This is a genomic window from Rhizobium sp. TRM95796 (assembly GCF_025779995.1).
Taxonomy (GTDB): Bacteria; Pseudomonadota; Alphaproteobacteria; order Rhizobiales; family Rhizobiaceae; genus Rhizobium_E.
In genome coordinates, this window is sequence record NZ_JAOXHE010000017.1 from 1 (window position 1) to 23205 (window position 23205).

The 23205-nt window shown below is 60.4% G+C and carries 19 protein-coding genes and 2 pseudogenes; 10 read left to right on the forward strand and 11 right to left on the reverse strand.

What is annotated here, in order from left to right; all coding sequences use genetic code 11:
* Positions 1–304 (forward strand): DDE-type integrase/transposase/recombinase (locus tag OCK01_RS24800; RefSeq protein ID WP_263826277.1); only part of this gene is annotated, 304 nt, incomplete at its 5' end.
* A gap of 158 nt (positions 305–462) precedes the next feature.
* On the opposite strand, the pseudogene OCK01_RS24805 reads toward OCK01_RS24800, so the two are convergent.
* Both OCK01_RS24805 and OCK01_RS24810 read right to left on the reverse strand, forming a co-directional pair.
* Positions 463–564, reverse strand: a pseudogene (locus OCK01_RS24805) (SDR family oxidoreductase); the annotation flags it as partial.
* A 62-nt stretch (positions 565–626) separates the two neighbouring features.
* Positions 627–3593: a Tn3 family transposase gene (locus tag OCK01_RS24810; RefSeq protein WP_263826278.1), complete on the reverse strand. Its 2967-nt coding sequence runs from the start codon at positions 3591–3593 to the stop codon at positions 627–629.
* A 165-nt stretch (positions 3594–3758) separates the two neighbouring features.
* Here OCK01_RS24810 and OCK01_RS24815 point away from each other — a divergent pair, with 165 nt between their 5' ends.
* Positions 3759–4340 carry a recombinase family protein gene (locus OCK01_RS24815; RefSeq protein ID WP_263826340.1) on the forward strand — a complete coding sequence of 194 codons (582 nt, stop codon included), beginning with the start codon at positions 3759–3761 and terminating at the stop codon, positions 4338–4340.
* Between the two features lie 165 nt (positions 4341–4505).
* Here the strand turns inward: OCK01_RS24815 and OCK01_RS24820 are convergent.
* Together OCK01_RS24820 and tehA are read right to left on the reverse strand one after the other, a co-directional pair.
* Positions 4506–5093 (reverse strand): annotated as a pseudogene (locus tag OCK01_RS24820) (helix-turn-helix domain-containing protein); the annotation flags it as partial.
* Between the two features lie 157 nt (positions 5094–5250).
* Complete coding sequence (gene tehA, locus OCK01_RS24825; protein WP_263826279.1) at positions 5251–6246, reverse strand: dicarboxylate transporter/tellurite-resistance protein TehA; 996 nt, start codon at positions 6244–6246, stop codon at positions 5251–5253.
* Between the two features lie 164 nt (positions 6247–6410).
* Here tehA and OCK01_RS24830 point away from each other — a divergent pair, with 164 nt between their 5' ends.
* Together OCK01_RS24830 and OCK01_RS24835 are read left to right on the forward strand one after the other, a co-directional pair.
* Positions 6411–7277 (forward strand): aldo/keto reductase, encoded by an 867-nt coding sequence (locus tag OCK01_RS24830; RefSeq protein ID WP_263826280.1) that lies wholly within the window; start codon positions 6411–6413, stop codon positions 7275–7277.
* A gap of 265 nt (positions 7278–7542) precedes the next feature.
* Entirely contained in the window at positions 7543–8736 is a 1194-nt protein-coding gene (locus tag OCK01_RS24835; RefSeq protein ID WP_263826281.1) for an MFS transporter, read from the forward strand.
* A gap of 169 nt (positions 8737–8905) precedes the next feature.
* Here OCK01_RS24835 and OCK01_RS24840 read toward each other — a convergent pair whose 3' ends face one another.
* The 3 genes from OCK01_RS24840 to OCK01_RS26490 are packed head-to-tail and all read right to left on the reverse strand — an operon-like array spanning position 8906 to position 12127.
* Positions 8906–11050, reverse strand: coding sequence for a xanthine dehydrogenase family protein molybdopterin-binding subunit (locus tag OCK01_RS24840; RefSeq protein ID WP_263826282.1), 2145 nt, complete (start codon positions 11048–11050; stop codon positions 8906–8908).
* Between the two features lie 11 nt (positions 11051–11061).
* Positions 11062–11514, reverse strand: coding sequence for a (2Fe-2S)-binding protein (locus OCK01_RS24845; RefSeq protein WP_263826283.1), 453 nt, complete (start codon positions 11512–11514; stop codon positions 11062–11064).
* 28 nt (positions 11515–11542) lie between these two features.
* Positions 11543–12127: a cytochrome c family protein gene (locus OCK01_RS26490; RefSeq protein ID WP_318530260.1), complete on the reverse strand. Its 585-nt coding sequence runs from the start codon at positions 12125–12127 to the stop codon at positions 11543–11545.
* Between the two features lie 96 nt (positions 12128–12223).
* Between OCK01_RS26490 and OCK01_RS24855 the strand changes: the two genes are divergently transcribed.
* Positions 12224–12595: a DUF983 domain-containing protein gene (locus OCK01_RS24855; protein WP_263826284.1), complete on the forward strand. Its 372-nt coding sequence runs from the start codon at positions 12224–12226 to the stop codon at positions 12593–12595.
* 70 nt (positions 12596–12665) lie between these two features.
* Here OCK01_RS24855 and OCK01_RS24860 read toward each other — a convergent pair whose 3' ends face one another.
* Entirely contained in the window at positions 12666–13382 is a 717-nt protein-coding gene (locus tag OCK01_RS24860; protein WP_263826285.1) for a cysteine hydrolase, read from the reverse strand.
* Positions 13383–13790: 408 nt separating this feature from the next.
* Between OCK01_RS24860 and OCK01_RS24865 the strand changes: the two genes are divergently transcribed.
* From OCK01_RS24865 to OCK01_RS24875, 3 genes are all read left to right on the forward strand, one after another.
* Entirely contained in the window at positions 13791–16655 is a 2865-nt protein-coding gene (locus OCK01_RS24865) for an ATP-binding protein (protein ID WP_263826286.1), read from the forward strand.
* Positions 16656–16722: 67 nt separating this feature from the next.
* A complete protein-coding gene (locus OCK01_RS24870; RefSeq protein WP_263826287.1) occupies positions 16723–17220 on the forward strand; it encodes a helix-turn-helix transcriptional regulator in 498 nt (165 codons plus the stop codon).
* 131 nt (positions 17221–17351) lie between these two features.
* Entirely contained in the window at positions 17352–18113 is a 762-nt protein-coding gene (locus OCK01_RS24875) for an SDR family NAD(P)-dependent oxidoreductase (protein ID WP_263826288.1), read from the forward strand.
* A 41-nt stretch (positions 18114–18154) separates the two neighbouring features.
* Here the strand turns inward: OCK01_RS24875 and OCK01_RS24880 are convergent, their stop codons facing one another.
* Both OCK01_RS24880 and OCK01_RS24885 read right to left on the reverse strand, forming a co-directional pair.
* Positions 18155–20056 carry a cation:proton antiporter gene (locus tag OCK01_RS24880; RefSeq protein ID WP_263826289.1) on the reverse strand — a complete coding sequence of 634 codons (1902 nt, stop codon included), beginning with the start codon at positions 20054–20056 and terminating at the stop codon, positions 18155–18157.
* A gap of 3 nt (positions 20057–20059) precedes the next feature.
* The gene (locus OCK01_RS24885) at positions 20060–20662 is read right to left on the reverse strand and encodes an NAD(P)H-dependent oxidoreductase (protein ID WP_263826290.1); all 603 of its coding nucleotides are present in this window, start codon (positions 20660–20662) and stop codon (positions 20060–20062) included.
* Between the two features lie 318 nt (positions 20663–20980).
* Between OCK01_RS24885 and OCK01_RS24890 the strand changes: the two genes are divergently transcribed.
* Both OCK01_RS24890 and OCK01_RS24895 read left to right on the forward strand, forming a co-directional pair.
* The gene (locus OCK01_RS24890; RefSeq protein ID WP_263826291.1) at positions 20981–21700 is read left to right on the forward strand and encodes a hypothetical protein; all 720 of its coding nucleotides are present in this window, start codon (positions 20981–20983) and stop codon (positions 21698–21700) included.
* A 215-nt stretch (positions 21701–21915) separates the two neighbouring features.
* Positions 21916–22080, forward strand: coding sequence for a hypothetical protein (locus OCK01_RS24895; RefSeq protein ID WP_263826292.1), 165 nt, complete (start codon positions 21916–21918; stop codon positions 22078–22080).
* 241 nt (positions 22081–22321) lie between these two features.
* Here the strand turns inward: OCK01_RS24895 and OCK01_RS24900 are convergent, their stop codons facing one another.
* On the reverse strand, positions 22322–23113 hold the full coding sequence (locus OCK01_RS24900; protein ID WP_263826293.1) for an SDR family NAD(P)-dependent oxidoreductase: 792 nt from the start codon (positions 23111–23113) through the stop codon (positions 22322–22324).
* Between the last annotated feature and the right edge of the window lie 92 nt (positions 23114–23205).

The window sequence follows — 23205 nt, forward strand, 5'->3', positions numbered from 1 at the left end:
GGTGACCGACAAGCTGCGTTCCTATTCCGCCGCAAAATCCCAGTTGATGCCGGGCGTCGAACATCGCTCGCACAAAGGGCTCAATAATTGGGCCGAGAATTCTCATCTTGCCGTGCGACGACGAGAGCGGCGCATGATGCGCTTCAAGTCCACGCGACATTGTCAGCGTTTCGTTTCAAGTCACGGGCAGATCGCCAATCTCTTTCTTCTTCACCGGAAATACCTGACCGCCGCCGATCATCGCCAGCTTCGTGCTCACGCCTTCTCCACCTGGCGGGAAATCGCTTTGTCGATTGAAGCCTGAAACACGCGACACACGTCTTCACCGCGCGCTAAAAACGGTTAAGGCGACGCCACCCTGACAAGCGTTGTGTGCTGGCGCGAGTAGTCAATCAGCACCGTAGGCCGACAGTTTTTCGGGACGTCGAACGGGATTGAAACTGTCGAGCCCATTTGCAAGCTTCACGCGTTCATGCCTCCATCGACGGTGACGACGGATCCGGTGATGAAGCCTGCCTGGGGACCGGCAAGGAAGCTTACGACGGCGGCCACCTCAGCAGTAGTTCCGTAACGGCGTCACTACACGAAAGTGGTGAATCTGTCCGACATTTGAGAACATATGGTGATCACGCAGCGAGGATGGAGGTTTCCCGCCGCAGCGGCCTGAGATCGGGGCTGTCCGTCGGGGTCCAGATGTAATCTCCGGTCAGACTGATATGCTGCCAACCGAGCGGGGTGATATGTTTGATCACATCAGGAGGCGTGGCGATGCCTTCACGATTGAGCTGGACGAAAGTCGGTTCGAGATAGAGCGTATTCCAGTAGACGATGGCATTGATGAGTAGGTTCAGTCCGGACGCCCGGTAGAACTGGCTCTCGAAGGTCCTGTCCCGCAGTTCTCCGAGGCGATTGAAGAACAGCGCGCGGGCCAGGGTGTTCTGCGCTTCGCTCTTGTTGAGGCCGGCGGTAGCGTTCCGGCGCATTTCTGGGTTCTGCCACCATTGCGGCAGGAAGATGGATCTGTTGATGCGTCCGATATCGCGAAGTGCGAGCGCCAGTCCGTTTTGACGCGGAAAGGCGGACAGCTTCGCCAGCAAGGTCGAAGGCCGGACCTGGCCGGAACGGATCGTCGTGACGAGGCGGAGGATATCGTTCCAATTTGCCTTGATCCGCTCGATGTTGATGGGCTCGCCAACGAGCGATGCAAGATTTTCGGGCGGCGTATCGCCCGGGAAGAGATAAAGCTTGCGATCCTTGAGGCCGCGCAGCCGAGGTACAAGCTGGAAACCAACAAGGTGGCAAAGCGCAAAACTTATGTCGCTAACCCCGCCGGTATCGACATAGTGCGTTTCGATGGCGAGATCGCTGCCGTGATAGAGCAGTCCGTCGAGAACATAGATGGCCTCGCTCGCATTGGCGTTCATGGCGATGATGTGGAAAGCGCCGTACTGGTCAGACGTAAAGCGGTAAAATTTGGCGCCGGGGTTGGGGCCGTACCGCGCGTTGAGATCGCCAATCGCCTCGGCATGGCCTCCCGCCGGAAAATATTGTCCGTCTGAGGATGATGTTGTTCCATCGCCCCACAGCTTCGCGAGAGGCAATTGCTTCTGGGCGTTGACGAGGATGGCGTGAGCGGCGTTGTAGCCTTCCTCGCGAATGTGCCAGTCATGCGCCCAGGCGAGTTGACGCATCGTCAACCCGGGTGAAACATCGGCCATTCTCGTCAGGCCAAGATTGATACCGTCCGCCAGGATTGCGGTGAGCAAAGCGAGCTTGTCGTCGGCCCACCGACCGGTGCGTAGATGTGTGAAAGCGTTGGAAAATCCCGTGCGAGCATCCACCTCGAGCAAAAGATCGGTGATGCGGATTGCGGGCAAACGGCTTTCCACTTGTCGCTTCAGCGACTTGGTGATGTCTGGAAACATCGCCTTGTGCGGCGTGACGCTGAATCCAGCCTCGGTCAGTTCGACATCATCGAGTTCGCCGACGGCTGCAAGACGGGAGACGTCAGCCAATCCCTCATTCAGAATCTTGCGCTGCTGGCTGAGATAGGTTTCCACGTCGGTATCGACGGCGACCGGAAGTGGACCTTCCTCGCGCATCAGCTCAAATGTCGGCGTGGGAATGAGAAAGCTTTCGAATGACTGGAAGCGCTTCGCCCCCTCCACCCAGACATCACCCGCATCAAGCCGGCGCTTCAACTCGCTAAACAGGCAGAGTTCGTAAGCCCGGCGATCAATCTTGCCATCCTGAAGGAGGAGCGGCATCCAGCCTTTCGGTGCGAAGGATGTGGGAGCGTTGTCCGGTATTGCCCGTTTCCCTGTGCGGTAGAGATCGGCAATCACGGAGAGCGCGCGCAAGAGATTCGCCGCCACGGCGTGCCCGCGGAACACGAGGGTCGACAGGAATTGCGGCGCCAGTTTCCGGATCGTCGGATAGCGCTGGAGCATTTCGATTTTACCGTCGATGACATCCGGCGCGATCAGCGTATCGACCGCCTGGACACTGGTCGCGAAGACCGGCCATTGAACGGCCTGTTCGAGCGCCTTGGCAACATCCTGGCCTTTCTCCTTGGCGTCAATGATCGCGTGGCAAACTCTCGAAACGTCCCTCAGCTGTTTCTGAACCTCCCGCACGGGACGAGTGATGCGGGCGGTTGCCTGATTGTCGGCCCGTCGCGTCAGGACGCCCATGAGTTTCTTAAACATGTCGATGGCGCCGTCGGTCAGATGGCGGGAAAGGTGCAGTACCGTCGCGGCCAACACGGCATGCCGGCGTTCGGGGTTGAGATCGCGTAGATGCTGCGCGCTCATTCGCATCCCCTCTGCGGCCAATTCATCAAAGACCTTGGCCGGAATGCGCTCCATCAACGTCGCCGGTAGGTTCAGGGACCGAAGAAAGCGAATGCGCTCGGCTATCCTGTCGAGGTTGACGGCGGCTGGCGACAATGCCGGTGTCCTGGCCCAAGCGAGGACGGTGACGCTTGTCCCGTCACGCGCGTCGAGAAGTTTGTCCAAATCGAGCTTGTGAGCCTCAGACAAGCCGCTCGCCAGCGCCCGATGGGCTATGCGAATCCCGCGCCGGATTGCCAAATGAAGGATGGCTTCCAGCGCCGCGCGCGCCGGAAGAAGAATTCGCCGGCGCCGCAATTCCTCCACCACCATATCCGCTAGAGCATCGGCCTGGCGCAGCGTTTGAGCGGCTGGCGTCAGCCAGCCGGTAAGCGCTTTCACGTCCGCGGGCACAAAAGGACGCATCTTCATCCTGTCGAAAAGTAGGGCGAGATGCTCACGCCGGGTCTGCGGGCGCTCGAAATAAGGATCGATCTCGCGGTGATCGGCTCCAATCTGCCCTGCCAGAAACCGCAAAACGCCAAACGGCAAGACCTCGCCATCCGCAAGCGGCCGGCCGGGATATCGCAGCAAAGCTATGACACAGGCAAGGCCCAACCTGTTCGAGGCCTTGTTCTGCCGCATAATCAGGTCGAGATCCGGCCGGTCCAGCGTGTAATGTTTGGCGATCTCTCTTTCGTCCTGCGGGATGGTTGTCGCCTGTTGCCACCATATCTCGCTCAGCAATGCTCTTCTGGCCATTGTCTCGGCTTCCAGTTTCGTTGCGGAAACCGCAGCGAACTGGAAAACACTTGTCCGACAAACGACCGTTTCACGGCATCCACAGTTTTTGTCCGCAAACCTTGTGCTTGAACGGCAAATCGGACATTGTCCGAGTTCAACGAGAAAACGGACAAACCACGTCTCATGACCTCTATCGGCTATGCAAGGGTCTCCACCGGCGACCAGGACACCGCCCTGCAACTCGACGCTTTGCGCAACGCGGGCTGTGAAAGACTGTTCGAGGATAAGGCATCCGGCGTGAAGACTGACCGGCCCGGACTGGCTGAGGCGATCCGCTACGTTCGCGACGGCGACACGCTCACAGTCTGGAAGCTCGACCGCCTCGGTAGGTCGATGAAGCACCTCATTGAGATCATCACCGAACTGGAGGCCAAAGGCGTCGGCTTCCGATCCATCACCGAAAACATCGACACGACGACATCGGGCGGTCGACTGGTATTCCACCTGTTCGGCGCGCTGGCACAGTTCGAGCGCGATCTGATCAGGGAACGAACACGTGCCGGTCTACAAGCCGCAGAAGAACGCGGCCGACGCGGTGGCCGACAAGTCGTCTCAACCCCGGAGAAACTAGCCAAAGCCCGCCAGCATCTGGCGGCCGGTTTGAACGTCCGGGAGGCCGCGGCCCGCGTCAAAATAGGCAAAACTGCCCTTTACGAAGCTCTCAGGGCCGAAAAAGCAACGACATCTGCGGTTAAACCAACTTGAGTTCTGGATACGTTCTCAAAAGTCGGACAGATTCACCACTTCCGTGTCGTGACGCCTACCTGCAATGCGGATGATGCAGGCAACGAGGTGAACCTTCTCCGAAGCGTGGAGGGGGCGGAGAACCCCATGCTTGTCGCTGTAGAACGCCAAGGGCCTACCCCATCAAAGCAGATAGGCTTTCGTCGCATGCAGATAGTCGAATGTGTTCTCCAATCCGGCAAACCGAAGCTGAAGCAGCCTGCCGGTCGCGTCATCGATATAAACAAACAGAGCGCATTTGGGCCCTCGGTTGCCAAGCCGGCAGTGATCCGCCCCGTCGATCTGAACCAGCTCACCATAACCTTCGCGCCGCAGTCGGGGTTGGTGAAAGGTCCGGCGCTGCTTGCGCGACGGCCAAAGACCGGCATGGACCATCCAGCTGCGCACCGCCTCCCGCGACACATGCAAGCCATCGCGCTCGGCCAGCTTCTCGGTCACCAGTGTCGGTCCGAAATCCGCATAACGTTCGCGAACCCGCGTCACCGCGTAATCCCGAACACCGTCGCTGATCCGATTGTTCGACGGCTGGTCAATCGCCTTGTGCCGGATTGACGCCGCGCCCCGAGTCCGCATCCGTTGCAGAAGCCGGCGCACCTGGCGCTCACTTAAATCAAGGACATGTGCCGCTGACACCATCGTCATCCGACCCTCCATGGCCTTCGACAGAACTTCGATTCGCTGCAGAGCGCGCTCGCTCATTGCTATCAATCCCATCTGCTTGTCTCCATGCGATCAAACGCGGGGAGTGTGACACTCTAACTTTGCAAAAACAGGACATTCTAACTTTGCGGCTACAGAGCTGATCCTGATAAGGCGATTTATAGAACATTCTTATGTTCTTGCTTTCTGCGGCTGTTGCAAGGCGGCTGGCCTAACGTGAAAACAACTTGCCTCGGATCAGCGCAACAAAGCTGAGGTACGCAAGAACCCCTATCGCCGCATTCGCCAGAATGAAGGCTGGCGTCGCCAACTGGGTGACGATGCCCGTCTCGCCCCGTTCAGCCATACGCAGCGCAGCGGTCGCCAGCGCGGTCAGCCCGAAGGAATAGGCCCAGTAGGAGGCGCTGAAAGCCTGTTTCAGCACCCAAGGCAGCGTCCTAAACAGCAGCAACAACTGCAGCAGCGCATAGCCGAACATGGCGTGGACGAGCAGATCGGGGGCGCCGGACGTGATGCTGAGATAGGCGACGGAGCCGACTGCGGGCGGCGCCAATTGGATGCCGATTGTCGGACGCAACGGCTCTGCAAGCCCCGGCGCCGTCAGCAGTCGGTTCAGAAGCACGGACTCGATGGCCAGCCAAGAGAAGAAGCCGGCGCCAAACGCGAGCCGCGCAACATCCGGATAGCCGAGAGGGACGCCGATGATCGCCACCACATAAGAGCCCGCGACGGTCGGCAAATAAAGAACTGCCGTCGTGGCCGTCGGCTCGCGTCCACCGGTCCAGAGGCCGCCCGTGCGCCACACGGCGAACACCACCGTCCACAATGCCCCGAGCCAGAAGAGAATCTGCGCCGCAGCCGGAAAATAGGGAAGACACAGCCCGCCAATCAGCATGGCGGAGATGCCGATGAGGCCGACAAAACAACATTGAATGGGGTGCTCGATCTCCAGCAGCGCTTTCTCGCGCTGAAAGATCCACTTGCAGCCATAGGCAATCAACAGCAAGGCCCATATGGCGGTAGCGAGTATCGAGATGCAGCGGCTGGCGATCGGCGCAATATGCCATAACCCCTCCGCCACCCGCCAGGCATTCGCCAATCCCGCGAGTCCGAGGACAATTCCGAAGGCGGCCGCTGGAACGATCACGCGAGGGAACGCCGTAGGCTTCTGAGTTGTTTCGGCGTCGAGGGCAGGAATGAGGTTCATGGCGGCTCTCCAGCATTTTGAAGCGGATTAGCCCGATCCCGCGCTCTGAGATTGAACGATCGCGCCGCTTCTGCGCATTCCCCGCTTTTGAACAGCATTCGACAATCCGGCGATCACGACCACATCTATCAATGGCGCCAAGCCACAGTCCAAGGGAGCACAGCATGTCGAAGATAGACGCGAGCCGGTCGGGGAGCTTCCGCATCGGAGGCGACATGGAGGTCAACCGCTTGGGATATGGCGCCATGCGGATCACCGGGCGCGGCATATGGGGAGAGCCGGATGATCGCGATGGCGCTCTTGCGACGCTTCGGCGGCTGCCGGAACTCGGCGTGAACTTCATCGACACCGCCAATTCCTATGGCCCGGACACATCCGAACTGTTGATCCGCAAAGCCCTTCATCCCTATTCGGGCCTGGTGATCGCCACCAAGGCGGGCCTGGTGCGCACAGGTCCCGACGCCTGGCATCCGCTCGGACGACCGGAATATCTGATCCAGGAGGCCTATCGCAGCGCCTGGAAGCTGGGCGTCGAGCGGATCGATCTCTGGCAATTGCACCGTATCGATCCTCGCGTGCCGCGCGACGAGCAGTTCGACGCAATCCGTCAGCTTCAGGCGGCGGGCGTTATTCGTCATGCGGGGCTGAGCGAAGTCGGGATCGAGGAGATTGAAGCCGCGCAGAAGTTATTTCCGGTGGCGACAGTCCAGAACCGTTTCAATCTCGCCGATCGCGGCAGCGAGGATGTGCTCGATTACTGCACGGAAAACGGCATCGGCTTCATCCCGTGGTTTCCGCTGGCGGCCGGAAGGCTCACGCAACCCGGATCGATCCTCTCCCAGATGGCCGCCCGGAAGGGCGTGTCAGCCAGCCAGATCGCGCTCGCCTGGACGCTGAAGCGCAGCCCGGTCATTCTGCCGATCCCCGGCACATCAAAGGTCACGCATCTGGAAGAGAATGTCACGACGGCTGGTATGGCCTTGACCGATGAGGAGTTCAAGCAGCTGGACGCGGCGGGCCGCCAAGCCTGACGGGCATCCCTTTCCGGCGGCTTCTTTTGCGCCCGGATCGTCCTATCGATGAACCATACTCGATCCTAGACTGGCTTTTCCATTCATGAGCCAAGGTCGTGCGGAGCCATGGACGACAGGACGGGCAAGTCCCGCGAGCCTGTTGTCTTGGTAGTAGGCCTCCCCGGCTCCTGCGTCATTCAGAGCCACGCCAATTCTTCCGGATGTAGCTCTGCAGTCGAAAGTTCATCGCATGTTTCCCAACGACGCCCAATCAGCAGCAACCATGAAATCTTCAGAAGCCAAATCAGCCGGCTCCTCGCTTCTGCCGCCCTGTTTTCTGGCGCTCGGCACATTCGCGATCGGCACCGAAGGATTCATGATTGCGCCGCTTCTGCCCACCATTACGCAGGATCTCCGCATGAGCCTTTCGGCGACGGCGATGCTTGTGGTGGTTTTCACCTTGGTGATGTCGCTCAGTTCGCCGATCACCACCGTCATGACCGCCAGCCTCAAGCGTCGCAGCACTCTGCTGGTCGCGATGACGCTGTTTACGACCGGCAATCTTGTTGCGGCCTATTCCTCCTCCTTCGCCACCCTCATGGCCGCCCGCATCCTCATGGCGATCGCTTCGGGGCTCTATGTTCCCGGCGCAAATTCGCTTGCCGGCGTTATCGTCTCTCCGGAAAAGCGCGGTCGGGCGCTGGCGATCGTCAGCGGCGGCATGACCATCGCCATCGCGCTCGGCCTGCCGCTCGGCGCCCTGGTGGGCCACGCCTTTGGTTGGCGCTCAACCTTTCTGGCGGTGGCGGTGATGGGTCTTGTGGCGATCGTCGGGATCCTGTCCGGCGTGCGTCGGGGCGCGGGCTCGGAAATTGCCGTGGCGTCGCTGTCTCAGCGTGTGGGCGTCATTCGACAGCGACCTGTGCTGCGCCTTCTGGGCGTGACGCTTTTCTGGTCGATCGGCGCCTACACCGCCTATCCCTATGTCGCGCCTTATCTGACGGAGGTCGTCGACTTTAGATCCGGGGGCATCGGCGCCACGGTGTCCATGTGGGGCATGGCGGCGGCGGTTGGCGTCACCGTCGGCGGCCGGTTGAACGATAGTTTCGGATCCAACCGCGTTGTGTTGTGGTCGCTTGTCTTGCTGGGCGGCTCCTTTGCGGTCTTGTCGCTTTCCACCGCGCTATCGCCTGGTTTGGCGCTTGCGCCTGTTCTTGCGGCGATCGCCGTCTGGGGCTTCAGCGTCTGGTCCTTCTTTCCGGCGCAGATGGCCCGGCTGATCGCGGCAGGCCCCGTGTCTCAGGCGTCGGTCGCGCTGGCGCTCAACACTTCCACCATGTATCTCGGCTTCTCCATCGGCTCGGCCATGGGCGCCGGCGTCATAGGGACCGGAACCGTCTGGGGCATTGGCGCCATTGCGGCCGTTTCAGAGGTCATAGCCATCTGGCTCAACCGAAACCATGTCCGGCAGATGTAGCGGCGACCTCGTCAGCGATACAGACAGTAAAACGGAGCCGGTGAGCGCACCTCATCGGCTCTGTTTCCGTCTCAGAGGCTCGCATTACCAACGATGCGTCACCGCAAAGATGAAAGGCCGCCACATCTCGTGACGGCCTTTCATGAAGCGGATTGTGAAGACCGACGGATCAGGCTTCCGCCAACGGCAGGCTCCGGATGCGGTTGCCGGTCGCAGCAAAGATGGCGTTTGCCAGAGCGCCGGCGGCTGCGGCCGTCGCCGCTTCGCCGACGCCGCCAGGCGCTTCATTGTTGTGGATCTGGTAGACCTCGATCTTCGGAACCTCGTTGATGCGCATGACGCGATAGGTGTCGAAATTGGTCTGGTCCACCGCGCCGTCGGTCAGCGTGATCTTATTGAACATCGCCGCGCCCAGCCCGAAGATGACGCCGCCCTGCATCTGGGCGAGCACCGTATCGGGGTTGATCGTGACGCCGCAATCCACTGCGATCACAGAGCGAACAAGGCGGACCTCAGGATCGTCCGCCTTCACCTCGACTTCAAGGATATGGGCCAGATAAGTGCCGAAGGCGAACTGCAGGCTGATGCCGCGACCACGGCCGGCCGGCAGTTTCTCGCCCCAGCCAGCCTTTTCGGCGGCGAGGTTGAGCACGGCCAGCGCGCGCGGATTGCGCGTCAGCATGCGCCGCCGAAACTCAAGCGGATCCTGCTTGGATTGATGGGCCATCTCATCGACGAAGCTTTCGATGACGAAGACATTGTGGGTCGGTCCGACGCCCCGCCACCAGCTGGTGTTCATGCCATCCGGTTCCTGACGGACATAATCGGTCAGGACGGCATCTTCGTCATAGGGCGTTTCCGCAGCGCAATCGACGGCGTCGGGGTCGATGCCGTTCTTGAAGGCGGGCGCCGCCCAGCGCGCATAGATCGACGAGCCGGTGACGCGATGAGTGCGGCCCACGAGCTTGCCTTTCTCATCAAGGCCCGCCGCCACCCGGTCATAATAGTAAGGGCGATAATAGTCGTGGGTCATGTCCTCTTCGCGAGTCCAGACCATTTTGACGGGATATCGGATGTTCTTCAGCAGCTTTGCGGCAATCTCGATGCTGTCGACATCCAGCCTGCGGCCGAAGGCGCCGCCCATCAGTTGATTGTGGACGACCACCTTGTCAGCCGGAAGACCGGTAACGCTCGCCACCGCATTTTGCGCCCGCACCGGCACCTGCGTGCCGACCCATAGCTCCGCGCCATCGTCGCGGATATGCAGCGTGCAATTGAGCGGCTCCAGCGGAGAATGGGACAGGAAGGGCGACTGATAGACGGCCGAAAGCTTGATCGGCGCCTGATCGATGGCGGCCTGCGCATTCTTGTCATTGCGGATGACGACGCCCTGGGACTTGGACGCCTCGTTCATCTTGTCGACGATCGCATCGAGGGTGACTTTGCCATTGGCGCCGGCGTCCCAGTTGATGGCGAGCGCCTCGAGCCCCTGCTTGGCCGACCACATATGCTCGGCGACAACGGCGACGGCGTCGTCGCCGGACTTCACGATTTCGATGACGCCTGCGACTGCCTTGCACGCGGCTTCATCCATGGAGGCGATCTTGCCGCCCTTGACGGGGGAGACGGCAAGGGTGGCTATCTTCATGCCGGGCTGGCGAATATCGATGCCATAGGTGGCGGAGCCGTTGACCTTGTGGGCTGTGTCCACGCGTTTTGCGTTGGTGCCAATTAGTCGAAACTGCGACGGCTCCTTGAGCTTGACATCCTTCGGAACCGGCTGGGCCGCGGCGTCCGGCGCAACATCCGCATAGGTCAGCTGCTTGCCCGTCGCGGGGTCGTGGATGACGCCGCGCTCTACCGTCAGCGTTGCAGCATCGGCGTTCCAGCGCGCTGCGGCCGCCGACACCAGCATGATGCGCGCCGAGGCTGCCGCTTGACGCAGCCGCATCCAGTCGGAGCGGGTCGAGGTGGAGCCGCCCGTCGCTTGGTCGTAGAGGTTGGGGTCCATGTATTTTGACATGTCCGGCGGCGCTGCTTCCACTTTCACCTGGGCGAGATCGAGCTCGAGCTCCTCGGCCATCATCATGGCGCTGGAAGTGTAGATGCCCTGGCCGACTTCCGTATGCGGCATGATCAGCGTCACTCCCTGTTCGTCGATCTTGACGAAAGCATTGGGAATGAACGGGCCTGTGGCCGCAAGCGCTGCGCGCGTGCGGCCTGCATCGGGCAATTCAAGCGAAAGAAGAAGGCCGCCGGTCGCCAGCGCGGTTCCCTTGAGGAAGCTGCGGCGAGAATAGAGGTTCTTGATCATCTCCGTCTCCTTTACGCCGACGCTGCTGCGTGGATGGCTTCGCGGATGCGGACATAGGTGCCGCAGCGACAGATATTGCCGGACATGGCGTCATCGATATCGGCGTCCGTCGGTTTCGGATTGGCGGACAGGAGCGCGATGGCCGACATGATCTGGCCGGACTGGCAATAGCCGCATTGCACCACTTCCTTTTCGAGCCAGGCGGCCTGGACCTTGGCGCCGATCGCATTGGCGGGGGCTCCCTCGATCGTGGTGATGGGCTGGTTCTCGATCATGTCCATGGTGGTCTGGCAGGCGCGAACGGCCTCGTCGCCCAGATGGACGGTGCAAGCGCCGCATTGAGCGATCCCGCAGCCATATTTTGTTCCGGTCATCCCCAGGATGTCGCGGAGCACCCAGAGCAGGGGCATGTCGTCGGGAGCGTCCACCTGATGCGAAGCGCCATTGATGACAAGAGTTTTCATCCTGATTGTCCCTTTCACCAGGTCGGGGTTACTTTGCAGACAATGTTTTGAGATACACGATGATATCGGCGCGATCCGCGTCCTTCTTGACGGACAGGCTCATGCGCGTGCCTTTCACCAGCGCTGCCGGCGCTTTAAGGAATGTGTCGAGCGTGGCTTCGTCCCAGGTGAGGCCCGAGGCCTTGAGCGCTGCCGAATATTTGTAATCGGGGTTTGAAGCGGCTGGCCGCCCCACAATGTTGAGAAGGCCGGGTCCAACCTTGTTCTGGCCCGTGATCGCATGACAGGCGCTGCACCGGGAAAACAGCTTCTTGCCGTTTGCCGCATCGCCGTCGGCCAGAGCGGATGTTGCGGACGCAACCAGGAAAAACGCCGCGGCGGCGGTGGAGAGGGTCGTTCGCATGAAAACCTCTTGGGTTGGAGCGACGCCATTGGCGCAATGGCCTTGGCGCAGCGTGCAAATGGTCAGTGGATGATGGACGCGCCCACTCGGATCGGCGCCTCCGGCCGTCAGGCCCTGGCTCAACCGTCGAGAAACGGTTTGCGACAACTCTTGCGCCGCGCATCCGAACTGGATTGTACGTTCCGAGCCTTTTGGCTTGATGAGCGTCAATTTCCGCTGGGATCCATTGTTCGGCAAGATGATACAAGGCCGCCTACTTAGGCGGGTCTATCTCTTCGATCGTGAGGAACCATCAGGAGAGAAAGCATGCCGGACGATTCTTATCCGCCGATCGAGCCATGGCGGACTGGCCTCAGAGGTCGATGCCCGCGCTGCGGGCAGGGAGATCTTTTTTCCGGCTTCCTGTCGCTGGGAGCGCGCTGCGACGTTTGCGGCCTCGACTATTCTTTCGCCGATCCTGCCGATGGGCCGGCCTTTTTCGTCATCTGTTTCGCCTGCATCCCGAGCGTATTTCTCGGGGTATGGCTGGAGGTGGCCTACCAGGCGTCGCTTTGGGTGCAGGTGTTCGTGACGGGGCCCTTCATGCTTCTAACCTGTATCCCGCCCTTGAGGCCGCTGAAGGGCTGGCTGGTGGCAAGCCAGTATTTCTACAAGGCTGAGCAAGGAAAGCTCGGCTGACATTTGTTGATCCTGGCGCGAAAAGACCCGGCGGAGGCATGTCCGCCGGGTCTCAAGGTCCTTCTGAGGTCTACTTTGCGCGCGCCAGGCGATCGACCGCATCCGTGGTGGTCCAGAGGTCGTTTGCAAACCAGCGGAAATTGACCAATGCGGCGAGATAGGCGTCGCCTTCCGGCAGCTTGCTGCCCGCGGTCGCATCCCGCACCACCGCCACCTCAAAGCCTTTCTCGACCAGATCGCGCAGATGGGATTCGACGCAGAAATTCGCCGCCATGCCGGCGAGGATCACCTTGTCGATCTTCTTCTTGCGCAATTGGAAGACAACATCGTTGGTCTGCGGTCCGGCGATCTTGTGCGGCGAGCAGACGATGGTTTTCCCGTCCTCGATGAAGGGCTTGTATTCCGGCATCCAGTCGGCGCCCGATCCATCGAAGCCTTCGAGCGACAGCGGGTCGCGGCGGTCGAACATGCGCAATTTGTGCATGAGCGTTTCGCCGGTGGCGGCAAAATCCCAGCGGTGGTCGAAGGGATAGTAGTAATGGGGCGAAATCACCACCTCAATGCCGGCGGATTTCGACGCCTGCAGCAGTCGACCAATGTTTTCGACGGTGTTGTGTTCGGTGATGCTCTCGCCAAAGGCGCCCCAGGCGGCTCCTTTGGGGCTCAGGAAATCGATCTGGGGGTCCGTGATCAACAGGGCGGTGCGGCCGGGCTCTATGTCCATTCCGACCTTCGGAAGAGCGGGATTTTCCGGATCAGCATAGACGGCCAGGGAATTGCTGCTCATGGTCAAGTCTCCTTTGTTTGGTTGATGCGCCAAGGCTAGGAGCCTGCCAGGAGACTTGATTGTACCATCCTGCAGTTTGATAATGCCCGGTTGCTGGCCGGGCGGATCGCGCGATTTTCAGCATGATTGTCAAATCTGCCGAATGCCAAGTTGGCGTTTTATCCGGAAGCGGGGCATACGCTCCTCTTTCCGTTTACTGAGGATTTCCAGCAGAAACAGACCATCTTTTCTCTAGGACAGAGCATCCGAGGCGCTGACGCGCATCACAGAGAAATTGCCCGATCTTGCTGCAACGCCCACGGCGCTGGTTGCAGACTCCGTTGCGACCGAATATTCCTCTTTGCGAGAGGAACCGAACCGGCTTTCTGGTCCATCTGTTCCACGGCGCCTGATGACGGGGAACGATTGGTGGCAAGCGGGGATGTCCTTGAATTCGGCGGCTTTCGCCTGTCGCCCAGCGAGCGGCTGCTGAGTCACGATGGACTCGCCATTCGCTTGGGCAGCAGGGCGCTCGATATTCTGCATTGCCTCATCGAAAGAGCTGGCAGCATCGTCAGCAATGACGAGCTCATCCGGGAAGTGTGGGGCGCCATCCATGTCGAGGAAGTCAGCCTCCGGGTTCACATCTCGGAACTGCGAAAGGCGCTCGGGCAGTTTGCCGATGCAGACCGCTACATCGTCAATGTCCCGGGCCGTGGTTATAGCTTTACCGGCCAGGTCAGGCAGGAGCGGGTCCAGGCGCAGTCCACTCCCCCGCTTGAGCCGACGATCGCACAGTTCGACCCGCTTCCGCTACGTCCTTTAAAGCTGGTAGGGCGCGAACAGGACGTCAGGCGCATCCAGAACGAGTTGCTGGCGAATCGTTTCGTGTCGATCGTGGGCACGGGAGGAATTGGCAAGACGACCGTCGCGCTCGCGGTTGCTCAAAACCTGCTCAGCGAGTTTGGCGGTTCCGTTCTGTTCGTTGATCTCGCTCCCTTGCGCGATCAGAAAATGGTGATGAGCGCCTTCGCCACGGCCTTGGGATTGCCCGTGCGGGGCGAGAATGATTCAGCCAGCATTCTGGCCGTGCTGGAGACGGCGAAGATCCTGCTCATTATCGACAACTGCGAACATGTCATTGGCGCAGTCGCCGAGTTGACGGAGAAGATCTTCGAGAAGGCTCCGCAGGTCTATCTGCTGACCACCACGCGCGAACCGCTTCGAGTCCGGGGCGAACGGGTCATGCGGCTGCAGGGACTTGGCGTTCCGCCGGAAGACGAGGCCGCAACGGCCCAAAGCGTCGCCGCCTATCCTGCCGTGTCGCTGTTCGTAGAGCGCGCTCGGGCCCAGGCGGAAGACTTTCAATTAACTGACGACAATGCGGCCGTCGTCGCCCAAATCTGCCGCGGCCTGGATGGGCTGGCGTTGGCGATAGAGCTTGCGGCCGGTCGGGTCGCGGCCATCGGCGTCCAGGGGATCGCCGGCTATCTCCATCAGCGTTTCAGCATCCTCAACCGCGGGCGACGGACCGCTCATCCGCGCCATCAGGCGCTTCGCCTGACGCTCGACTGGAGCTACGACCTGCTTGAAGATGCTGAAAGGATCGTTCTCAGGCGGCTCAGCGTCTTTGCAGGCTCGTTCTCGCTGGATGCGGCGGAAGAGATCGCCAGCGATGGCGACATGCCAGCCCATGACGTGGGCGAACTGCTGTCAAACCTCGTCGACAAGTCCCTCGTCTCAGCTGATGTCGCTCATGACGACGTCCGCTTTCGGCTTCTCGACACCACGCGCGAATATGCGGCGGAGCGGCTCAGGCAATCTGAGGAAACCGCGATCTTCAGCCGCCGGCACGCGGCGTATTACGGTCGATTGCTGAACAACGAGGTCCGGGAGAGGCCTGATGAGACGGCCGCGCATCTGCGTCCGGATCTGGACAATGTTCGAATAGCGCTAGATTGGAGTTTTTCCGCCGCGGGCGACATCGACATTGCCACACCGCTTGCGATCGCGGCGGGCGACCTCTTGACGGACCTGTCGCTTCTCGCCGAATGCGCCAAATGGGCCTCCGTCGCGCTGGAGCGTCTGCCGGAAGCTCAAAAGGGCGCACATGCCGAGATGGCGCTTCTGACGCATTTCGCTATGCCGCTTCTGTTCATGCGCGGCAATTCGGAGGAGGTCGGGCGAGCCATTGATCGCGCTTTGACGCTTGCGCAGCAACTGGACGACAGGGTCTTCTGGCCAAGCACCGTGTCCGCCCTGTTCGCCTTCCACCTTCGGGCCGGTCACGTCGAAGGCATGCTCGAGACGATCCGCCGGGCCGAAGCGATGTCTCAGGGCCAGCAGGATCAAGGCATGCTGGAGAGCATGAAGTCCATCGTGGCCTTCTTCTCCAGCGAGATTACAAAGAACCGGCGCCATGCGGAGCGCGCGCTGGCCATGCTTCCGCTCAAGCGGTCGAACCGTCTTGTTCGCATCGGCGTCGACCTGCGCATCTGGACCTACACCTCTTATGTCCTGTCTCTTTGGATCCACGGGTATCGGACAACGGCGAGGGCCATGGCGTTTCGAATGGTCGAGGAGGCCGAGGCGCTGGGCAGCGCCGTGCCCCTGGCCACCGCATTGGTCTGGAGCAGCGTGCTCGCGCTTTGGGCCGGAGATGTTGAGGTTGCCGAGCAGCGAACGCAGCGGCTTCTTCGATGCGCAATGCGCAACGCGCTTCTGCCTTTCCGGTTCGTCGCCGAGGGACATAGCGGCACGATCGCCGTACTCCGGGGCAATGTTGAGCAGGGCATCGACATCCTGGAGCGCAGCGTCGCCAAACTGGTGCAAACCAATAGCCGGGTTCAGGAGATCCTGCTGTTGGGACAACTGACCAAGGCTTATGCGGCGGCAGGGCGATACACCGAGGCGCGGGAGCGGGTGGAAGCGGCGCTATCGCGGGCTTCCAACACGGCGACCAAAGTCAACCGCGCCGATCTTATGCGGCTCCGGGCGCTATACCGCTGGCGCGAAAATGGCGACCATGACGCCTACTTGGATGGTTTGAAGCAGGCGTTGGCGCAGGCGCGTGAAGACGATATCCTGACTGTGGAAATGCGGATATTGGCGACCCTTGCCGCCATGTCGGAGGCGCCAGACATATCAATTCAAGCGCATGCGGAGCTTCGCGAAATCTTTGGCCGCTTCACGGAAGATCTCGACAGCCCGGATCTGGTTGCCGTGCGGCGATTGCTGGAAAAAGGGCCAGCTGCTTCTGAGCAGGGTGTTAGCGCGCCAGGCAACGTCTCTTAACATCTTATAACTCGCGATTGTCGCAGGCCTGCTGCACCTTGCTGCAAGCCACAGCGAGGTCGCTCACATGACAACCACGACAGCTCTACATTCTGCAGCCGTTCTTCATTTTGGTGGGCTTTACGACGAGAGCGCCTGCGATTCGGCGTTGGGTCTGGGCGCTCGCCGCCAATCGTTAGAGGCGCCGGCCTCCGGGTCCAACAACAACCGGCGCAACGGACTTTCGGATTGGCAGATCAAGAAGATCACGCGTCACATCGACCAGAATATACGCTCAACTCTCAGGATCGTTGACCTTGGCGAACTCGTTCAGCTGAGCGCCAGCCACTTTTCACGCAACTTCAAGGTCTCTTTCGGCGAGTCGCCTTACGCCTATGTGCTGTCCAGGCGCATTGCGCTTGCTAAGTACTTGATCTGCAACACGGAGGAGCCATTAAGCCAGATCGCGCATGACTGCGGGATGAGCGATCAGGCGCATATGTGCAAATTGTTTAAGCGCATTGCTGGCGCCACGCCCCATCAGTGGCGGCAGATTGGGCGGAGGATCCACGCACAGAAGGAATGATATTCCACCTCCGCGCGAAGCGAAATCGTCTCTGAGCAGGAATCGACAATAGGCGCCCCGAAGAGGCCCCTAACGTGCCCTTCATTGTCATGACGAGCGATTTAACTGCGTGAAGAGGACAAAAGCCGGCTATGGGGTCTCATCAGGAAAAGCCGCTTGCCGGCAAAGTTGCATTTCTCACCGGAGCCGACAACGGCATCGGCCCGGCGACGGCCTTTGCGCTGGCGGAAGGCGGAGCGGAGCTGATCCTCGCAGTCGGCGGTCTGGAGCCTGAGCCTGCCTTCGTGCGTCCGCTTCGGGCGGCCGGCGCCCGAGTCACAGTTTTTCATGTCATTACGCCGATGAGTATCGAACAATGCATCCGTCTCGTTCGGCGCGCGATCGCGATCGTGGGCAAGCTGGATATCCTCGTCGTCAATTGTGAACAGAGGCTGCAATGGCAGGTCGATGATCTCGATCTGGATGAAGACGCCCTCGAGATGCAATTCGCCATCAATGTCAGGGCATCGATCGCCGTCATCCGCACCGCGATCAAGGGCATGAGGGATCATGGTCGCGTCATCGCCGTCGGGTCCAGCGTCGCAGATCGCGTGGGAACCCCAGGGCTTGCAGATTATGCGGCCACGCGGGCGGCGATCGCCGCCTTCTGCAGAGGCGCTGCGCATGACGTCGGACCCCGCGGGACCACAGTCAACGTGGTCCAGCTTGGCGCAGTTGACGCCCTGCTTGAGAGCGTGCCCCTGGCGCAGCGCCAAGCCGAAATCGAAGCCAATGCGATGAAGCGCTTGGGCACTGCGCAGGAAGCGGCGGCGGCGGTCGCCTTTCTCGCCAGCCCGGCCGCCTCATTCATCAGCGGGGCGACCCTCAATGTTGATGGCGGCTACAGCGCGTGATCGGCGAAGTATTGCGACTTCGGCGACGCGGAGATGCGTGCTCAGCTTTCAGGGTTCTTTGCGAGCAAGCTATGGATCGTATGGCTCTCGCCCAGTTCCGGCGGGCTCCAACCGCGTTGCACGATCTCCTCGTAACCTGTGCGTTCACCGCGCATGGCGCTTTCTATGACCCGGCCAATATCCGTGAAGCCGGCGACAAATCCCGGATTCTCGGATGCTCGCTTTGAACGATCCACCAGAGGCGCCATGCGATCGAGAGCTGCGACATCCTCATCCACAAAGATGGCCTTGCGCTTCTCGACCTCGTATGGATGCATGCCCAGCGCCTGAAGCGCAAGTCCTGCCGCCTCGACCGAACTGCCGAACAATTCCCGGACGATATGATCGGCGCCCGCCTCAGCGAGTTCGTAATGGTGAAGCCGGTCATAGGCGCGGGCGATGATGCGGATGTCGGGATTGAGTTGTCGCGCGTGGCGGACGATGTCGGCTGCGTGGTCGCGATCGTCGATCGCGACGACAATCAGATCGGCCTTTGCGAGACCTGCGGACGCCAAGAGATCAGGGCGGCTCGCGTCGCCGAAAAAGGATTTGATGCCGAACAGGCGGATGCCGTCCACAACATCGGCGCGATAATCCAGCACGACGGTCTTGTAGCCGTTCGCCAGCAGCATGCGATTGACGATCTGCCCAAACCGCCCCACGCCTGCGATGATGATGTTTCCTTCGGTGGGTTGGTCCGCTTCGGCCTCTTCTTTGCGAGCGTCGAGCAGGATCGCGATGCGATCAGAGAGTGCAAACAGCGCCGGCGTCAGGATCATTCCCAGCGTGATCACCAGCACGGCCACGGAGGCCGCCTGCTCCGTCATGAGCCCGCGTTCCCATCCGATCGAGAGAAGGACGAAGCCGAATTCTCCCGCTTGCGCGAGACCCAGCGCAAAGAGCCATCCGGCCGTATTTCTGACCCGAAAAAGCCATGCAAGCGGCAGGAGAACGGCTGTCTTGATGGCCATCAGGGCCAATGTGGCTGCAACGATCACCAGCCAATTGTCTCGCAGGATCGCCAGATCGATTTTTGCACCGATCGTCATGAAAAACAGGCCCAGCAGCAAGCCCTTGAACGGCTCCACATCATTCTGCAGTTCATGCTTATATTCACTGTTGGCGAGAACGACGCCGCCGAGGAATGCCCCCAATGCCGGCGACAGCCCAACCGCCGACATCAGCAGCGCGATTGCGACCACCACAAGCAGCGCCATCGCGGTGAATATCTCGCGAAGCTTCAGCAGCGCGATCAGTCGGAACATGGGTCGCGACAGATATTGCCCCGCAATCACCACCACCGCGACGGCCGCCAGTGTCAGAAGGGCGGACGCCCATCCGGGCAGACCGGCGAGCAGGGAGGAGCCGTGACCGGCCTGCGCCTCGCCGCCCGCGCCGGCGATCAGCGGAATGCAAGCCAGCATTGGGATAACGGCAAGATCCTGGAACAGCAGCACGGCGAAGCTTGCCCTTCCGCCATCCGAATCCAGCATTCCCTTTTCCTCGAGCGTCTGAAGCACGATGGCGGTGGAAGACAGAGCCGCCACAAAACCAAACAGCAGGCTCTGCTGCCAGCTGAAGCCGATGGCGACGCAAACAAGCGTGACGACGGCGATCGTGGCGCTGACTTGCAATCCGCCGAGACCCAACAGCTTGGCGCGCAGCTTCCACACCATTTGCGGATCGATCTCCAGTCCGATCAAGAACAGCATCATGACGATGCCGAACTCCGAAAATTGCTCGAGATAAGCCGAGCCTGACGTGGACACGTGAAGAACGGGACCGATCAGGACCCCCGCAGCAATATAACCGACCACGGTCCCAAGCCCCAGTCGCTGCGAGACGATGACCGTGAACACCGCGGCCGCCAGATAGGCAAATGCATAGAGCGCCAATCCATCCATGGCCTACTCTCCGATCAAGCGGACGAGATCGTCCTTGGATAAGGTTGGGTGCGTTCGGGCGGCGTCGAGATCGAAACGATCATCCCTGAGGGCCGCCAACAATTCTGGATAGGCCAGGATGTGAGCTTGAGCGCCATCCGCCGCGATCTGGTTGGCTTTGTGAAGCACGAAAGGCGGCAGAAACTCCATGCCGCAGAGCCGCGCCGTCTGACGCAGCGGCAACAGAAAGGTCTCAATCTCGTGTTCATTGCCGCCTGTGGCCGCGTAATCGTCACGACTTCCGCCGGTGGTGACACAGGCTAGAAGATATTTGCCCTTGAGCTTCTTTCCGGTCGGCCCATAGGCGAAGCCGTATTCGAGCACCAGGTCTTGCCATTGCTTGAGCAACGCCGGCGTCGAATACCAGAAAAGCGGAAACTGGAAAAGAATGACGTCATGGGCGAGAAGCCTCTGTTGTTCGCGCTCGACATCAATCGAAAAGCGAGGATATTCGGCATAGAGATCGACAAAGGTGACGCCGCGCACGCGACGCGCCTGCTCCGCCATGGCCAAATTGATGCTCTTCTTCCGTTGCGCCGGATGCGCAAACAGAACCAAAACCTGCATGAACCATCTTTCCAAGGCTGGGATAATCATAAGCCAGGCCACATGCGACGCAGCGGCGAGCGGCAGCCCTTAGCATATCTCAATCAGTTTGAATTGGACAATCCTATCGTCTGCGCACTCGTCAGCTGCGGGACGGAATGAGCTGGATGGTCAAAGATTTGAAGCCCAACCGCCGTTAATTTCCTCTCGAAACCCATCTTAAAACTTCGAACCGGCCCCGACGATCACGGGAAGCCATCACGCGCCTATAGGTCAGTGTGCGGCTTCTCAATAACACTACAGTTTTGACGCCGGAACGTCCAACAAGGAGTATTCGTCATGCATCCCCTCGTTCAGAAAATCATTGACGCCCATGGCGGCCTTGAACGTTGGAAATCGTTCTCCACCCTGACCGCGCACCTGAAGCAGGGCGGCGCGCTCTGGATGCTGAAGGGCCAGGCAGGGCGGCTGGACGACACCAATGTCACAGTGGGTCTGACGTCGGAATGGGCGTCGCATCACCCCTTTGGTCCTGAGGGACATGTTTCCCACTTCACGCCGGGGCTCGTCCAGCTGAAGGACGCCGCTGGCAACGTCGTCGAGGAGCTCTCCGATCCGCGATCCTCCTTTGCTGGCCACACGTTGGAAACTCCGTGGAGCGTCGCGCAGCTCGCCTATTTCGCTGGCGTCGCCATGTGGACCTATCTCAACATGCCCTTCCTTCTGGCCGCGCCCGGCGTGAAGGTTGAAGATATCGGACCCTGGCAGGAGAAGGGCGAGACCTGGACGCGTCTGAAAGTGACCTTTCCCGCTGACGTCGCCACCCACAGCACGGTCCAGACGATCTATGTCGACGCCAACGGCCTGCTGAAGCGTCATGACTACGATGTCGAGATTGCCGGCAATACGCCGGGCGCGCATTATATCGACGGCTATACGGACGTGCAGGGAATCAAGATCCCTGCCCTCCGCCGCATCTTCCCACGCCAGCCGGACGGACAAGCCATGGCCGAGCCGCTTGTCGTTTCGGTTGATCTTTCAGCGATCCGTTTGTTCTAGATCGTGTGGCATCGTGGCCCCCCAAGGCTGACCAAATCAGATTCGGGACCGTCGTTTAGACGCAGTCATACGCGTATTTCGTTTTGTAACGGATCGGCGGAGAGCCCGGAGAAAAATGATCCGCGAGCAGACGCGTCAATTCATAAACGCCTAGCTCAGTATCCTTTTCTCGAAATCAGTCAGCAACGACGGCTTATCAGTCGTCGGAACCTACGGTGGTCAAGGGCTTCTGTGTGCCGTTGCACGTCCATCACGACGAGGACGAGACCTTCTACATGCTGGATGGCGCGGCTCGTTTTCAGGTCGAGGACAAGATTTTGACGCCGTTCCCGACCCGTCCTTTCAAGTTCCGGGCGGCGTCCGCCACTCGCTCCGTGTGATCTCGGATGTCGCGAAATTCCTGACCATCTCGAACTGCCAGTTCGAGGCAATGCTTCTGGAGGCTTCCGTTCCGGCTGAACGGGGGAACTTCCTCCGGAATCGCCATTCGGGCCGACCGAGCAGCAGCAACTTGCCGAGATCTGCAACCGCAACGGCATCGAGTTTCTGGGGCCGCCGGTCGAATGACATAGAGGTCTCGCGGAGACGGGATGCCCCCCGCGAGACCCTGATGCGATTGTGTCAGCGCTGATAACGGGCAGCCGGTTTTCGGCTGGAGAGATGCGGCAGCATCACCGCGCGCGCGGCCTCCCAGGCATCCCATTCCGCAGCATCCGCCAGGGAAGGAATGCTGGCGAATTCGCCCCGATCCAGGCCCAGAAGAGCGGCGTCCACGAGGTCAGCGGCGGACATGACCCACTCGGTCGGCAGGTTGCTAGCCGGCAGGCCAGCCACATCCCAAAATTCTGTGCCCGTCGCGCCAGGCAGCACGACCTGGACATTGACGCCTGTGCCAGCCAGTTCCTTGCGCAGCGACTGGCTGAATGCGAGCACAAAAGACTTGGTGCCGCCATAGACGCCGTTGAGGATTTCAGGCCCGATGGCGACGATCGAGGAAATATTGATGATCGTTCCCTTGCCGCGGGCGATAAAGCGGGGCACGGCCGCATAGGTCAATCGCAGGGGCGCCGTGACATTGATCACCACCATGGCCTGCATCTCCCGCGCATCGGCTGCGGTTAGGGGAGCAGCGCTGCCGAAGCCGGCGTTGTTGACAAGATGCGTGATCGTCTGGTCCTCTGCAATGACGGCTTCGACGGCGCGCAAACCTTCCTCGGAACCGAGATCCGCGGCGATCGTCTTCACCTGAACGCCGTGCTCCTGCTTCAGCGAGGCAGCCACATCAGCCAATCGGCCAAGATTGCGCGCAACGAGTATGAGATCATGGCCGCGGGCTGCAAAACGGTCCGCATAGACGGCGCCGATGCCGGACGATGCGCCGGTGATCAGAACGGTTCCTTTGGTGTCAGTCATTGTCTTGTCCTCTCATTGCCGGGACGTTGTCCCGTTGTTTCGATGAGTGAACCTTAGCGCTGGACGAGCTCGTCTCGAATGACGTATATCCG

Coding starts and splice junctions, on each gene's coding strand:
- OCK01_RS24890 (WP_263826291.1), top strand. CDS start 20,981: ATGCATCCCCTCGTTCAGAAAATCATTGACGCCCATGGCGGCCTTGAA.
- OCK01_RS24880 (WP_263826289.1), bottom strand. CDS start 20,056: ATGGATGGATTGGCGCTCTATGCATTTGCCTATCTGGCGGCCGCGGTG.
- OCK01_RS24870 (WP_263826287.1), top strand. CDS start 16,723: ATGACAACCACGACAGCTCTACATTCTGCAGCCGTTCTTCATTTTGGT.
- OCK01_RS24835 (WP_263826281.1), top strand. CDS start 7,543: ATGAAATCTTCAGAAGCCAAATCAGCCGGCTCCTCGCTTCTGCCGCCC.
- OCK01_RS24810 (WP_263826278.1), bottom strand. CDS start 3,593: ATGGCCAGAAGAGCATTGCTGAGCGAGATATGGTGGCAACAGGCGACA.
- OCK01_RS24885 (WP_263826290.1), bottom strand. CDS start 20,662: ATGCAGGTTTTGGTTCTGTTTGCGCATCCGGCGCAACGGAAGAAGAGC.
- OCK01_RS24875 (WP_263826288.1), top strand. CDS start 17,352: ATGGGGTCTCATCAGGAAAAGCCGCTTGCCGGCAAAGTTGCATTTCTC.
- OCK01_RS24815 (WP_263826340.1), top strand. CDS start 3,759: ATGACCTCTATCGGCTATGCAAGGGTCTCCACCGGCGACCAGGACACC.
- OCK01_RS24840 (WP_263826282.1), bottom strand. CDS start 11,050: ATGATCAAGAACCTCTATTCTCGCCGCAGCTTCCTCAAGGGAACCGCG.
- OCK01_RS24845 (WP_263826283.1), bottom strand. CDS start 11,514: ATGAAAACTCTTGTCATCAATGGCGCTTCGCATCAGGTGGACGCTCCC.
- tehA (WP_263826279.1), bottom strand. CDS start 6,246: ATGAACCTCATTCCTGCCCTCGACGCCGAAACAACTCAGAAGCCTACG.
- OCK01_RS24855 (WP_263826284.1), top strand. CDS start 12,224: ATGCCGGACGATTCTTATCCGCCGATCGAGCCATGGCGGACTGGCCTC.
- OCK01_RS24830 (WP_263826280.1), top strand. CDS start 6,411: ATGTCGAAGATAGACGCGAGCCGGTCGGGGAGCTTCCGCATCGGAGGC.
- OCK01_RS24900 (WP_263826293.1), bottom strand. CDS start 23,113: ATGACTGACACCAAAGGAACCGTTCTGATCACCGGCGCATCGTCCGGC.
- OCK01_RS24860 (WP_263826285.1), bottom strand. CDS start 13,382: ATGAGCAGCAATTCCCTGGCCGTCTATGCTGATCCGGAAAATCCCGCT.